The sequence below is a fragment of the Bellilinea caldifistulae genome (assembly GCF_001306055.1).
GTDB classification, from domain to species: domain Bacteria; phylum Chloroflexota; class Anaerolineae; order Anaerolineales; family Anaerolineaceae; genus Bellilinea; species Bellilinea caldifistulae.
The window spans coordinates 35,934-50,433 of sequence record NZ_LGHJ01000029.1 but is presented as its reverse complement, the minus strand read 5'-3'; the positions used below and the strand labels follow the sequence as shown (position 1 = coordinate 50,433).

The 14,500-nt window shown below is 46.7% G+C and carries 13 protein-coding genes and 1 tRNA gene; 5 read left to right on the top strand and 9 right to left on the bottom strand.

The genetic code is table 11. The features are described from left to right. Positions 1-33 precede the first annotated feature (33 nt). The 4 genes from AC812_RS16880 to AC812_RS16865 all read left to right on the top strand — a co-directional run bounded on the left by AC812_RS16880 (position 34) and on the right by AC812_RS16865 (position 3,741). Positions 34-855 carry an ion transporter gene (locus AC812_RS16880; protein ID WP_061916958.1) on the top strand — a complete coding sequence of 274 codons (822 nt, stop codon included), beginning with the start codon at positions 34-36 and terminating at the stop codon, positions 853-855. 92 nt (positions 856-947) lie between these two features. Next, entirely contained in the window at positions 948-2,531 is a 1,584-nt protein-coding gene (locus tag AC812_RS16875) for an APC family permease (protein ID WP_061916954.1), read from the top strand. Positions 2,532-2,619: 88 nt separating this feature from the next. After that, positions 2,620-3,273, top strand: coding sequence for a CBS domain-containing protein (locus AC812_RS16870; protein WP_061916951.1), 654 nt, complete (start codon positions 2,620-2,622; stop codon positions 3,271-3,273). A 222-nt stretch (positions 3,274-3,495) separates the two neighbouring features. Further along, positions 3,496-3,741, top strand: a complete 246-nt coding sequence (locus tag AC812_RS16865; protein ID WP_061916948.1) for a hypothetical protein — start codon at positions 3,496-3,498, stop codon at positions 3,739-3,741. 11 nt (positions 3,742-3,752) lie between these two features. On the opposite strand, the gene AC812_RS16860 is transcribed toward AC812_RS16865, so the two are convergent. From AC812_RS16860 to AC812_RS16850, 3 genes are read right to left on the bottom strand one after another with little or no spacing between them, the layout of a single operon-like run. Continuing rightward, positions 3,753-4,493: a sulfite exporter TauE/SafE family protein gene (locus AC812_RS16860; protein ID WP_061916945.1), complete on the bottom strand. Its 741-nt coding sequence runs from the start codon at positions 4,491-4,493 to the stop codon at positions 3,753-3,755. A gap of 10 nt (positions 4,494-4,503) precedes the next feature. Continuing rightward, complete coding sequence (locus tag AC812_RS16855; RefSeq protein WP_061916943.1) at positions 4,504-5,256, bottom strand: sulfite exporter TauE/SafE family protein; 753 nt, start codon at positions 5,254-5,256, stop codon at positions 4,504-4,506. A 4-nt stretch (positions 5,257-5,260) separates the two neighbouring features. After that, a complete protein-coding gene (locus AC812_RS16850; RefSeq protein WP_169787337.1) occupies positions 5,261-5,863 on the bottom strand; it encodes an FmdE family protein in 603 nt (200 codons plus the stop codon). 257 nt (positions 5,864-6,120) lie between these two features. On the opposite strand from AC812_RS16850, the gene AC812_RS16845 reads away from it, so the two are divergent. Continuing rightward, entirely contained in the window at positions 6,121-7,161 is a 1,041-nt protein-coding gene (locus tag AC812_RS16845; protein ID WP_061916937.1) for an NAD-dependent epimerase/dehydratase family protein, read from the top strand. A gap of 76 nt (positions 7,162-7,237) precedes the next feature. Here AC812_RS16845 and AC812_RS16840 read toward each other — a convergent pair whose 3' ends face one another. From AC812_RS16840 to AC812_RS16815, 6 genes are all read right to left on the bottom strand, one after another. Further along, positions 7,238-8,455, bottom strand: coding sequence for an MFS transporter (locus AC812_RS16840; protein WP_061916934.1), 1,218 nt, complete (start codon positions 8,453-8,455; stop codon positions 7,238-7,240). A 97-nt stretch (positions 8,456-8,552) separates the two neighbouring features. Then, positions 8,553-8,628, bottom strand: a tRNA-Asp gene (locus AC812_RS16835). Between the two features lie 84 nt (positions 8,629-8,712). Further along, positions 8,713-9,132 (bottom strand): HEAT repeat domain-containing protein, encoded by a 420-nt coding sequence (locus AC812_RS16830; RefSeq protein ID WP_061916931.1) that lies wholly within the window; start codon positions 9,130-9,132, stop codon positions 8,713-8,715. A gap of 358 nt (positions 9,133-9,490) precedes the next feature. Further along, positions 9,491-9,946, bottom strand: a complete 456-nt coding sequence (gene ndk, locus AC812_RS16825) for a nucleoside-diphosphate kinase (RefSeq protein WP_061916929.1) — start codon at positions 9,944-9,946, stop codon at positions 9,491-9,493. Positions 9,947-9,969: 23 nt separating this feature from the next. Continuing rightward, entirely contained in the window at positions 9,970-12,786 is a 2,817-nt protein-coding gene (locus tag AC812_RS16820; protein ID WP_061916926.1) for a tetratricopeptide repeat protein, read from the bottom strand. A 128-nt stretch (positions 12,787-12,914) separates the two neighbouring features. Beyond that, positions 12,915-14,135: a sigma-70 family RNA polymerase sigma factor gene (locus AC812_RS16815; RefSeq protein ID WP_061917008.1), complete on the bottom strand. Its 1,221-nt coding sequence runs from the start codon at positions 14,133-14,135 to the stop codon at positions 12,915-12,917. Positions 14,136-14,500: the final 365 nt, after the last annotated feature.

The following is a 14,500-nucleotide window of genomic DNA, read 5'->3' as shown; positions in this document are numbered from 1 at the left end:
AGCCATTATTAACCGAAATGCGATCCGGGAAAAATGAGTAAGAGAAATTCGCTACAAAAAAGGTTGTATCAAATCATATTTGAGCATGATACCTGGGAGGGACGGGCATTTGATGTTATTCTGATCCTTCTGATTTTAGCCAGTGTGGCTGCTGTAATGGCCGACAGCATGGCGGATATTTCGGCCCGTTTTGGCTATCACCTGTATGTTCTGGAATGGTTATTCACCATTTTGTTCACGATCGAATACATTCTTCGGCTTTACAGTTCACCAAATGCCGGATATTATGCGCGCAGTTTTTATGGGTTGATTGATTTAATGGCAATATTGCCCACCTATGTCAGCCTTATTTTTCCTGAAAGCCGTTTCTTGATTGTGATTCGAGTTCTGCGGGTGCTGCGCATCTTCAGAATTTTGAAACTGATGGAATACGTTGAAGAAATAGAAGTCTTACGAAGTGCAATTCAATCCAGCTGGAGGCGGATTCTGGTATTCCTCACAATCGTTTTAACCGTTGTGTTAATTGTGGGTTCGTTAATGTATCTCATTGAAGGGCCGCAAGCCGGTTATACCAGTATTCCGCGGAGCGTTTATTGGGCGATTGTAACCGTTACCACCGTTGGCTATGGTGATATAACTCCCTTAACACCCTTGGGTCAAGCCCTGGCGGCTTTTTTGATGATTTTGGGTTATGGTCTGATAGCAGTGCCATCGGGGATTGTAACCATTGAATTAGGGAAAGAAAAACAGCGCCGCCGACGCTTGAATCGGGTTTGCCCTAATTGCAATCAGCATGGTCACGATCAAGATGCCCGTTTTTGTAAATTATGCGGAGCTGAACTGGAATCTGCCTGAAGAAGTGATTTTTCAAATGCAGGAAAAAGACAACCGCCATAAATAATTTCTTATAGAATTTATCTTATTTACTCACTCTTCGGGAGGTCGAAATGGCGATTGTTCACAGCAAAGGAGAAAATATTCAACAGGAAGCCCGCAAACTAAAACGTGAATTAACTCTCTTGCCTTTATTTGGTTTGATTTATTTTACGGTTTGTGGAGGCGCCTTTGGGATAGAACCGTTGGTTGGCTTATCTGGACCCGGTATGGCTTTGATTTTGATTGTTTTGACACCCCTGATTTTCAGTATTCCCAACATGTTGATGGTACGCGAAATGACCTCAATGATGCCGGTCGAGGGAGGGTATTATCATTGGGTGAAGCAAGCATTTGGCCCTTTTGCCGGTTTTATGGCAGGGTGGATGAATTGGGTAGTTTCATGGGTGGACGTGGCCATTTACCCTGTTTTAGCGGCTTATTATCTGGGCTATTTTATACCAATCCTCCGTACCGGGACGGTAATCAATGGCATTGAAATACCGGCGTGGGTTTTATCATGGCTGGTCGCATTGGTCTTGATCTGGATCATTACCGGTTTGAATATTCGGGGAGCAAGACTTGCCGGCATGACCGCAAATGGTCTCGGAGTAATCATGATTATCCCTTTAATCCTGATGTCCGGGCTGGGAATCTACCAATGGATTAAGGGAGGAACCACGCTCTCGATCCCGCTTTTACCCGAAGGAGAAACCATTACCGGTGCCCTCAGTGTGGGGTTATTTGTGGTCATGTGGAATTTTATGGGATGGGAACTTCCTACCGCGGCGGGTGATGAAATTGTTAATCCAAAACGGACTTATCCGATTGCAATGGTGCTGGTTTTGATTGCGGCTATTGCCACATATTCATTACCGGTCACAGCCGGATTGTTTGGTGGGGCTGGTGAGGATGGAAAATACCATTTATGGGGGCAGGAAGAACCCGAAGTCGGGGCTGGTATTGGTGCACTGATGGCGGAATACGGCATTAGCGAAGATACGCTGGTTGAATGGGGGGTTGATCCACGGGCTTCAGTGGGATGGGAGTTCCCAGATATTGCCCACGCGATTGCAGATAAAATGACCGGTGTGAAGAACAGCCCGCTTGCCAGTGTTTTAGGGTTACTGGTCACGATTTCGGCAATCCTAAGCATGATTGGCTTATTTATTGGGAATGGTTTGGGTGGAACAAGAGTTCCATTTGCAATGGCTGAAGATGGGATGATGCCAACTTTTCTAACAAAAGTTCACCCAAAATTCGGTACACCGTATGTTTCCATCCTTCTTTGCGGTGTCATTTATTCAATCTTTTCGTTGCAGCCATTTGCCTTTCTTGTGGTTGTGGATGTGTTCTTAAACATGATGGTGTTGTTCGTGCAGTTTCTGGCGTTATGGAAATTGCGGTTTTCGAAACCAGAAGTGCCCCGCAAAAAAATACCGGGTGGATATGCCGGGTTGTTCCTGGCAACTCTGGGTCCTTCAATGGTGATTTTTCTGGCTATTTACAGTCAGCTGGTTGAAGAGGGGCTTAATTCACTCTGGTTAGCATTGGCATTTATTGCCCTTGGGGCCTTACTCTATGTACCAATTCGAAATTTTGTTAAGCCGGGTATTCCGGATGTTGATCCGTTCCGGCTTGAACCTGAAGATGCTTAAAAAATTACGAGAATAAAGAGACCCGCACAATGCTCAGTATTTGATAGAATAAAGATGTTGAATTTTGAGTACTAAGGAGAAAAGCCCTATGTTAGTCGGTGAGCGAATGTCAACCCCTGTATTGACGATTGAGCCAGATGTGCCGGTTCAGGACGCCCTGGCAAGGATGCGCAAAGACAAAGTCCGCCGTTACCCGGTTGTTGATAAACGCGGAAAATTGATTGGAATTGTTACCAACACCGATTTGATGAATGCTCAACCTTCCGAGGCAACCACTCTGAGTGTCTGGGAAATCAATTATTTGCTGAGTAAGATCACTGTTGAACGGGTGATGACCAAAAATGTGATTGTGACGCAGGAAGACTGCCCGATTGAAGAGGCTGCTCGAATCATGGCGGACAACAAGATTGGCGGGCTCCCGGTCATGCGTGGCGAGAGTCTGGTAGGTATCATCACCGAAACAGACCTGTTCAATATCCTTTTAGAAATGCTTGGGGCAAGAAAATCTGGAGTACGGTTGACGGTGGAATTGTTGGATCAACCCGGCAAGCTCCATCAGCTTTCTGGTGTGATTTATAATTTGGGCGGCAATGTGGTCGGTTTAGGTACCATGCTTGGCGAAAGAGTTGAAACTCAAATTGTAACCATCAAGGTCAATGGGGTTAAATTGGAGGATCTGAAGAAAGCGGTTTCTCCAATCGTTGAAAGGATCGTAGATATCCGCGAGACCGGCTTGGCTTAAGGGTTTTGGATAAAGTCAAACAGCATAATTGGGTGTCTCAAACTATTTGAGGCACCCAATTTTATCTTAACTAGGTGTAGTCATCATGAAGATTTGTGAATTTGGATACTATCCATGATCGCATAACTTTTGTATAATAAATATGGTACTGGATTTCAATAATAATTGACAATTAAGATTTCACAAAGATAATCTATCAAACCAGTGCCGGCGGAGGTCGCCATGTTTTACGTAATTGTTGCTTTGTGGGCAATTGGCTGTGTAGCTTGCTGGCTGCTGCGCCGGGTTCAGAGGAAAGTACTGACTGCAACCTGTGTAGCGGTCCCGCTGGTTGGAGTTGTAGTTTCCCTGATTCTGATGAACTTGCATGCCAAAGGGATTGCGATTGCTGCCCTGTTGGTAAGTGTGTACTTTTTTGTGATTTTGCTTTCTACGCTGCTGACCTATCGAAATCAGCGATCCCTTTGAAGGCGATGGCTTCAAGCCAGCAGAGTAAATAATTTATAGGCTGTCATAATTACGATGACGATGCCAAATATTTGTTTGAGTCGCGCCGGAGGCACAAAACGGCTGGTGATGCGTGCGCCTGTGAAGGCAAACGCGGTTCCAACTACCAGCAAAATGAGGGTTAAATTCAAATCCCAACTCGCGTTCGCGAGATGAGGAATCAAGGCAGAAAAAGAGGGTGGGGTTACGGCAAAAGCATTGATACCGGCTGCTTTTTTAGGCTCAAATCCTACAATGATCAAAGTGGGCATCAATAAAAAACCTGGACCCACCCCTAGAAAGCCTGCTAAAATCGAAATTGGAATGGCTAATATCAGTGCGAGTCTAAAATTTTCACCAGTTCGCTGTTCTTTTTTAACCGGCCGAAAGAGAGAATAGGCTAAAAATATTACTGCGGCGAAATAAATCACCAAAATGATGGTCTGTGGGATGATTTGTGCCAACAAAGAGCCGATGGGTGCGGACAAGGTGGTCACAACAGCCAGTGTAATGGCTTTTTTCCAATCCACGAAACCACTTCTTGCAAACCCAAAAGTTGCAAATAAGGCGGTTAAACCGTTCAATAAGAGGGTGAGGGGTTGCACTTGATGAACGAAATCGGTCATAAAAAAGGATAAAAACGGCGAGGCAGCAAACGCTACCCCCAATCCGAGCATCCCACTGATCAGGGACAGTATTCCAAGGCCGATGACGATCCAAATAGTTGTTTCCATGTTTTCCTCCTTAAAACAGATCTACGATGATTTTGATGGCTACTATCCAAAGGATGATCCCAATTATTTTTTTGAGTTGTGTATTCGTGAGCCGGTTTTTCATCAGATAGGAACCAAGGATTGAGCCGCCGGCGGCAGTGATGGCTGTAAGGCTGATAAAAACCGGATTGATATTTTGCATTGTGGCATGGCCCAAAAACCCTGAGAATGAAGAGGCCACAACCACGAGTGCGGTTGTGGCAGAGGCAATTTTTGCTTCTAACCCAATCCAATTCAAAAAGGGCAGTACAAAATTACCCCCACCCACCCCTAACAGTCCACCCAAAAAACCAGCGAATCCCCCGGTCAGGGTGCTAAAAAACAGGAGGTTATTATTGGATATGGGGTTTGTGGAATGAGCCGGGCGGTAAAAAAGCATCATACTGCCAGCAAAAATCAAGAATCCGGCAAACAAACCAAGTAACACGGTTTTGTTGGTTATGGAAGTCAGTCGCGCACCTAGAGGAGCGAATAAAACGGCGGTGATTAGAATTGGTAAACCGACCTTGAGATTAACCAGCCCGCTGCGCCAGTAGTTGATTGTTGCAAACAGAAGGCTGATTACATTCAAAAATAAAGCGGTTGAAGTTGCCTGTTCCAGAGGTACTCCCAGGTAATAGAAAAGAGGAACAAAGAGAAAGGCTGCTCCAAGTCCCGCCATTGCAAGCAATCCTGAAAATACAAATACCAGAATTGCGCTGATCAAGTAGATTTGAAATGACATGGAGTTATCTGCCGTAGCCAGAGCAGGGAATGCACACATGATGGTTGCCATCAACTCTTAAGTATGCAAGCGCAGTCAATTCACCACAAGAATCACACGGGCGAAACCCCATTACTTCGGGCAGCCAATTACCTGGATACTCATAAATCTCACCGATTTTCAGGATTTGTTCTTCGGGGGCGTCCCAAACCAGATTAACCAATTCCATTTGTTCTTCAAGAGGAATCTCATTTGGCGGGATACCAGCTGCTCGTTTTTGCATAAAAGCTGAGGCAGCAATTTGTTTTTGCAATGCACTGGTAAAAACTACTCGAACCGCACGGTTGGTATCTTTTTCGATCAGGGTAAAAGCCAGTTTTCCCACAGGTTGTTTTTGAATATTTCCTTTTCCGAAAGTGCAGCCGGTAGTGTACTGAATCCCGTCTCCAAAGCACATTCCACCATGTTCTTCACCAATTTCAACGATACCGAATAATTCAGTTCCACCAGAACGACCAACCCCCAGCTTTTTCAAGGCTGCTAAACCAACCCGCACTCCAGCAACGCTAGCCCAACAGCGGTGTCCATGAAATTCAAGTGCTTTTTGAAGAATATCTTTTTCATCCATTTTGTTCATCCTCACTTTCCAAGAATTTTGAGTTTGGGCTTTATGCCAGTGTTCCAAATCCAGATTATGCACTCTAAAATACATTCAAAATATTGAATATAATGTTAGCATGCAACCTGAGATGTTCAAGTGATTAATGGCAACATAATTCGATTACAAATGTAATCCTATTCTGAAAATGTTTATCAAAAAGGGTCAGGCCGATTTCTGGTAAAATGTTTTGAGGAAAATGAAAATCTGCTCTTGAGGAGTTATGCATGAAGGTTTACATCACGGGAATCAGCGGGTTTTTGAGCATTAACCTGGTGCGTTATTTACTTGAACGCGGTTATACCAATATTGCGGGGATTGATCTGGTAGATTTTACATATCCCGAAAGAGATAAAATAACTTTTTTACAAGGGGATATTCGCAATCCAGAGGATGTACGAAAGAGTATGGCAGGTGCAGACGTGGTTATTCATACTGCTGCTGCACTACCTCTCTACACCCCTGAAGAGATTTACTCCACGGATGTGGAGGGAACGCGTATTGTCCTGCAGCAGGCTCTGGAATACGGTGTTAAGCGGTTTATCCATATTTCCAGTACGGCGGTTTATGGTGTACCGGATCATCACCCATTATTTGAAACTGATCCGCTCATTGGGGTTGGGCCTTATGGGAAAGCCAAAATTCAGGCTGAGGAAATTTGTCTCGAATACCGCCAAAAGGGAATGTGTGTGCCGATATTACGCCCAAAGTCTTTTATTGGGCCGGAGCGTTTGGGGGTTTTTGCTATTTTCTATGAGTGGGCCAGCGAAGGTAAAAATTTTCCAATGATTGGGTCTGGAAATAATCGTTATCAGCTGCTCGATGTGGAAGACCTGTGTGACGCAATTTACGCCTGTATGACCCTAGAAAAGGAACGGGTGAATGACACCTTTAATATCGGCGCCGCAGAATTTACCACCATGAGGGAAGATTATCAGGCCGTTCTGGACGAAGCCGGTTTTGGCAAACGAATCATTCCCTTTCCGGCAGGTCCGGTGGTGCTGGCGCTGAAGGTGCTAGAAGTGCTGAAATTATCTCCTTTGTACCCTTGGATTTACGAGACAGCCTCAAAGGATTCATTTGTTTCGATTGAAAAAGCTCAAAAAATACTGGGGTTTCAACCCAAGTATTCTAATAAAGAAGCCTTGTTACGTAATTATCGCTGGTACCTGGCCAACAAAGACACCTTCAAAGAAGGTGAAGCAGGAGTTACCCATCGCGTGCCCTGGAAGCAAAAAGCTTTGAAAGTTGCCAAGGTTTTCTTCTAAAAATTTTATCCTTGGTCGGTAAAACGCCTTCGACTCGAAGTGACCGAAGGCGTTTTATTTTATTTTTTGGCTACCCTCATCGGCTTTCTGGTTGTCGAGAGCGACTTTTTACAATAAAAGGAAAAGTGAGCAGGGCAAGAATTTCGAGACTTACAATGGCGACAAAAAGACCGATTCGGCTCTGGTCATACAAGATGCCCAACAATGCTCCGCTGACAAACCAGGCGGCGCCATAAAGAGTGTTGAAAATTCCATATGCAAATGCTCGTTTTTCGCCCGGAACAATATCAGCAATGGCCGCCCGCATAATCGTTTCGTGGACCGCCATAATGATACCCCAAACGACAGCTGCAAGAATGGCCAGCGGATAACGACTGGAAAAAGCCAGAAAAGGCAGGGGTAGAGAAATCAGAGGTACAACCATTAAGGATGACAACCCAAATTTATCGTAAGTTTTACCAATAATCAATGCTGCAATAGCATCAACTCCCATTGCCACGGCATAAAATATGGCAATTTGGGCAGCGGGTACAATACTCCGGGTGACCCAGTGATAAGAAATAATCTGGAAATTGGCAAACCCCGCTACACTAAAAAATGTAAATGCGGAATAAAACAAGAAAACGCGAGGCAGGGCAGAATTCTTTTGGGAATTGACTTCCACCTCTGTGGTTGGTGTATTCTCCAATTCCTCCGGGTTGGGCACGCGCAGTCTTGCCAGAAGCAATGCAAACAGGGTGAGCAAGGCAGGAATCCAAAGGATTGTGAAACCATCCCGATAACTTTGGCGTTGAGCAAAAACTGCTGCAAAAATTAGCGGACCTAAAAAAGCCCCAACCTGATCCAGGGCTTCGTGTATTCCAAATCCCCAACCGCGTCCAACTTGATAGCTGGCGTGAGAGAGCATGGTGTCCTTTGCTGGTGAGCGGACGGCTTTACCAATTCGTTCCAGAATGAGAAAAATTGCGGCAATTTCCCACCGATTGGTATAAGCAAGGAGAGGAATGCTGATCAATAGCCCGTAACCTAAAAAAGTTGCAACCCAATATGCGCGTGTGCGTGAAGCAAGATAACCGGAGACCAGTCTTAATCCGTACCCGAGGAATTCCCCTAAGCCTGAAACCAATCCAATGGAAGTTGCACTTGCCCCAAGGAAAGCCAGAAAGGCCCCGCTTACGCCTCGGCCGGTCTCATAGGTTATATCGCCCAGCGCGCTGACCAGACCAAAGAGTAGAATAAAATGGATGGCACGAGTGCGGGATGCCGGATTTTTTGAGGGTGAAGTGGTTGCCATGAGGATGATTCTCCTTTTGGAAAAGATGCTTCCTGATCCAGCCTGATCAGGAAGAGAGAACAAAAAAAGCCGCAGAGCGGCCTTTTTGAAGTATTCGTGGCGGGAGCGACGGGATTCGAACCCGCGGTCTCGGCCTTGACAGGGCCGCATGTTAACCACTACACCACGCCCCCACGAACGCGCCAATATTATCACAAAGTCCCTTTTCCGTCAAGAAAAACTTTGTATTTACCGGTGAACTAAACGGTGAGTTGAGGTTACCCTGAAAATTCATCCCATGTCTCAATCGGTTGGTTTTCGTTTAATTTTTTTAAAATTTTCCGGGCAAAGGAGCATACCAGATTGGATGTGTGGTGGGTAGCGTTTTCGATAATTTCCATTCGTTCCGGGTGATCAATTTTGGCTAAGGAAATTAAAATTGTGCGCAAAAAGTAGTAGTCTTCTACTTCGCTCGCAAGAATTTGTTTAAATATCGGGACTGCCTGCTGAATCTCGAGATTCCCCAAAATTTGAGCTGCAATCATCCGGCGTTCAGGAATTGTGTGATGAAGCGCATCTAAAAGTTTTTGATCGTATTCTTGATTTGATAATTTTTCCAACGAAAAACCGCAATGCGGGCAGGTCTTTTCCTTCTCATTAACAACTTGCCAGCACTTGGGGCAGTAGAAGGTAAGCATGTTTATTCCTGGAAGTTATTCAAAATGGCGTTTGCTTGTTGTTTCAGGATTGCTGAGGTTTTCTCTATAATGTCGTCATCCGTTTGGAAAAAATTCATTGTGAGTATTATTGCTTATAAGAAATAATACTCGCCCAGAGATTTTCTCCATAGTGACCAGAGAAGCACTCAGATAGCGCTTTTGAGCTTCGTTTAACGGGTTGGTTTCAGCAATTGATTGACCTGAATTGTCCATTTCTCACCTCGTAAAAATAAACAGCCTCTGACGATAACACTTTATCATCAGAGGCTATCAGCCTTTTGTGGCGGTATGGTTAAGACCCAGCGAGCCTCATCGCTTGATGGGATAAATTATACCATTAGTTGTTGCCGCTTATCCACGTTTCATTGCTTTGTTTCCAGTCCACCATTTCTTCCGGTTTGAACCAAAGGGAAATTTCCGCCTGAGCATTTTCGGGACTATCAGAAGCGTGGGTAAGGTTTCTTCCCACTTCCAAACCAAAATCGTGGCGAATAGTACCGGGTGCGGCTTCGGTGGGGCGTGTGGCTCCCATGGTTTGACGAACGGCAGTAACTGCTTGTGGCCCTTCCCAAACCATGGCCATGACCGGCGCGGAACAAATGTAGCGAATCAACCCCTCATAAAAAGGTTTTCCTTTGTGAATGGCATAATGCTGTTCTGCAAGGTCGGTGGATACCTGTAAGAATTTTGCAGCCACTAATTTTAACCCGCGCTGCTCAAGACGTTTGATGATCTCCCCAATTAAACCTCGTTGCACCGCATCGGGTTTTGCAAGTACAAAAGTGCGTTCCACAATGTCCTCCAAAGTATAAAATTTTATCGCAGCAATTCTTCTGCTTTGGTATAGGCTTCGAGTGCTTCCTGTAAGCGGTTGCTGCGTAAGTATGCATCACCCAGTGTTTGCCAGATGGAGATATCAATCGGGTATCGGTAAAGGGCATCTCTCAAGTCATGAATTGTTTCTTCCAGGTACTGCCCGTCCTTGATCAGCTGATTATAGGCTTGCAGGGCTTTTTCGAGGTTGTGAGATTGGAGTGCCGACTGCGCCATGGCTAAGAGTTCTGCGTGGCTACCGGTTTCCATTACCGAAGATTCTGGTTGGGGTTCCTCAATTTCGATGGGGGGTGTTTCGACGGGCGGTGTTTCATATTCTGGCACCCAATCCGAGGGTATTGACGGCTGTTCCGTTTCGGTTTCCCCTTCTTCAAGATCTTTCAACCAGGGTGGTACATCTTCCTCGCCAGTCAAAGAATGTGATTCATCACTGGATTCACCCAACGGTGCCCTTTCCGTTTCAGGTGTTGAAGGTGCAGCTGCTTTCAGGTGAATTGGTTGGGTGTCTTCAATGGGTTCGGCTTCTTCTGGTGATTCGGCAGGTATTGAGGTGCTTTCGGATTCAATCGTGGCTTCCGTTTTGCTGACGGCCTCAAAACTTTCATCGGGATGTAATTCTTCTCGAACCCATTCTGGCAGATCTTCCTGACGCTCTTCGGGTTTTGTCAAAAGGGTTTCTTCAGCAGCACCTTGTTTCGCTGCTAGACTTTCCAACCATGCAAAGGCAGCATCTTCATCTGCCGGTTCCTCTGCGTCCGATGCAACACTGGGGGCGAAACCTATTTCTGTATCTTCCTCGAGCGGGGGTTTCTCGGTGGTTTCAGATGATGTTTCGAAGGAGGTTTCTTCCTCTTGCAATGATTCCATCAGCCAATCCGGTAATGGTTCTGGGGCTGAACCTGTGGCAGGCTGCTCCGTTGCGCCTTCTTCAATTTCTTCGAAATTTTCCATTTGAAGGAATGACTCACCAGTTTCAATCCCCTGTTTTACTAAATTTTCCTCGGAAAGGAACGATGGAATGGTCTCCTGTTGGCTTTGATCAACACGGGGCATTTCTTCACCTCCCGATTCTGTTTCGGGAAATTCCGGTGTTTCTTCCACGAGGGATTGAATCCAATCCGGCGGGGTTTCGAGTCGCTCTTCGGGTGGAGTTAAAAGGGTGGCTTCATCAGCTCCCTGTCGGGCTGCCAGACTTTCCAACCAGGCCATGGTAGCATCCAGGTCTTCCAAATCTGGAACATCTTGAGAAGCGGTTTCGTCCGATGTACCAATGGAAGGTAATTCCTGGAGTGATTCCAATTCATTTTCATCGGGAGAAGGTGCCTCAGCCAGTGAAGTTTCGGCTTGGGTTTGGGGGGTCTCTTCCCCAAGCGAACCGAGGTCTTTCAGCCAGTCAGGTTCTGTTTCTAACCCGCCCTCAGTTTCGGATTCTGCTGCAGCGGTTTCTTCCTCCGTGGCGAATGGGGAAGAGAAGGGCATTTCAAGCTCAGAGCTTTCGAGGGGTTCTGCCGCCAGCGTCGGCATTTCTTCTGTCGGTTGGGATTTCTCCGTCAATTGGATTTCCGGGGTTTTCTCGGTAGGGGTTTCCTCCTCAGTCGGGAGAATTTGCTCCAGCCATGCGACGTTTTCTTCTGATGTCGTTTCTTCAAGCAATGTCTCTTCTGGAGCAATTTCTTGCAGCCATTCGGGTATTTCTCCAATTTCCAGATCTTCATCCGGGAGGTTAAATCCAGCCTCTACGGTTTCATCCACTTTTTCGGCAGGAGTCCAGCCGGCTTCTCTCATCCATTCGGGAATAGTCTCTTCCTCAGAGATTTCGGGAATGGGAGTTTCAATAGGTGCGGGTGTTACTTCCTGGAGTGGTGGAGGCATTTCCGGGGCGATAGTGGTTACCGGCGGGGGTTCCTGGGGTAAGTCGGTTGGCTTAATTTCAGAAAACCAATCCGGCAATGGTTGCTCCTCCTCGCTCTTAAATTCCACACCAGCGGTTTGCGCCCATTCAGGGAAGGCGGCTTCTTCCTCGATGGTTTCGATTTCCAGCCGGTCGAGGGTAACGGCGTTGTCGGGCACTTCCAGGCTGCTGATGGCATTGGGAGGCAGGTAAGCCAGGTAAGGATCCATTGCAAAGACGCGTTGTTGATAAATTTTTGCATCTTCGGCTCGGGAGGTTTGAGGGAGAGTTTCGGCTAAGATTCGATTGGCTTCAAAACAGTAGGGGAGCTTGGAGATCAGCCGACTACACACCTCGATAGCAGCCACTGTCTGGCCGGAAAGGAAGTACATGCGGGCCAAAATGACTTCCAGATCAACCCGCAAGGGATCTTCTGCAAGTGCAGCGCGGATTTCTGCAATGGCTTGCTGGTACAATTCTCCACGTGCGTACATGCGAACGAGCGCCCCGCGTGTCAGCCGGATTTTGGGAGGTTCGACGCCATCTCGTCTACCGAATAAACGGCGGAGCTCGTCTTGAACCGCAGTGTTTGAAGGCTGGGCTTCAAAAGCTCTTTCCATATGCCAGATGGCAGCGTCCAGATTACCTTCATCCTCTCGGATGATACTCATGCCGATTTGTGAGATGAAGTCATCCGGGACGGCTGAAAGGATACGCTGGAGTACGTCGGCAGCTTCGGCATAACGCTGAGATTCAAGGTAAGCTTTTCCTAAGAGGCGGTAGGTGTCTATGTGCTTGGGGTAATACTTGAGAATGTGACGACAGTGAGCAATAGCGGCAGTTGATTCACCGCGATCAATCATCGCCTCAATTTCACGGTTATAGGCACGTAGTGGAATTTTAGCCATAAGCCACCTCCCAATGGTTAGTATGCCCCAAGTTTGAGGATTATGCAAGTCATTTGAAAGACGAGGTGAAAAAAAGAAACCGCGCGGTCTCTCCGCTGCGGTTTCTCAAGCTAGTTGATGGTAATTTTTCACTCACCCAGATAATCGCGTAATTTACGCCGAATAGTTGGGTGGCGCAATCGGCTGAGTGCTTGAGCTTCGATTTGTCTGACCCGCTCACGGGTGACACCCATTTTTCTGCCGACTTCTTCAAGTGTATAGGCCTGCCCATCCAGCAAGCCATAGCGCAGCTGGAGGATGCGGACTTCACGCGGCGGCAGGGTGTTCAACACCTCTTCCAGATGCTCGCGGAGTAAATTGTAAGTGGCTGTATCATCCGGTGGTGGTGCTTCGTCATCTTCGATGAAATCGCCCAGAACGGAGTCCTCCTCGTCGTCGGTAGGTGTTTCCAGTGAAAGCGGCCGGCGAGCCACCTGAATCATGTTTTCCACTTTTTTGGGTGGAACGTCAAGGGCAATAGCCAATTCATCCACCGAAGGTTCTCTGCCAAGCCGCTGGGTCAACTGGTGTTGAATTCGCAGCAATTTGTTGATTTGATCGCCCATGTGGACGGGTACCCGAATGGTTCGTCCCTGATCGGCAATGGCGCGAGTAACTGCCTGACGAATCCACCACGTGGCATAGGTACTGAATTTGTGGCCGCGGCGGTAGTCAAATTTTTTGGTTGCGCGAATCAAACCGATGTTGCCTTCCTGAATTAAATCCAGGAATGGAACACCCCGCCCCATGTATTTCTTGGCGACGCTGATGACCAGACGGGAATTTGCGGTTATTAAGTGCTCGCGAGCCGCCCAGCCGTCTTCAATTAGCTTGCGTAACTCGTGACGGCGCCGGCTGCCAACATTACCACGCGCCAGTTCCTCGCGTGCCAATCGGCCGCGCTCGATGCGCTGAGCCAGTTCGACTTCTTCTTCCGCAGTTAGAAGAGGAACGCGACTGACCTCTTTGAGGTATAACCCGATGGTATCATCGGTATCAATGTTTTGAAGATCATCAAAGACGATTTCGCTGGTGGTTTCTTCCGTTTCTTCGATCTCCTCGTCCAGTGCCAGTTCATCCTCAGCTGGTTCAGGGATGAGGGATTCATCCTCAACATAAGGGATGCCAGCACTCATCAGGGCTGCAAAAGCCTCTTCTAACTGCTCGACATCCTGCTCGGCTTCCGGGAAGAAGTGAAGAATGTCATCAATTGTGACGTAGGACTTTTGCCGGCCCAGCTCAATCAAACGAGCAATGGCTGGATATTCGTCTTCTTCCTCGTCGATAACATTAATCAGTGGGTTGTCCATACGTTTCACAAACTTCCTTTTTTGAGAAAAGTATCTCAGTATTCTTTCTAATTTTTTCTGTTTATCCAGCATGGTTTTATCTGCTCGTGTATTCTATTTATTCAGAATACACTTTTTTTTAAGGAAAATCAATACCTTGTACGAGGCGGTGATTTCCGGTGCAGATCACCTTGCTGGATCCATTCCCATCTATCACCCTGACAAATAAACGAGCGGATAACCTATCCCGCCCGCCGCAGTTGGTGGTTTCAGCAATTGGGCCAATAAATAGCCGCATAACACTATATAACAAACCGATAAGAATTTCAATAGGTTTTTGAAATTCTAATCAAACTTTAATCCAAATTTGAGGAAAAAAGGCATCC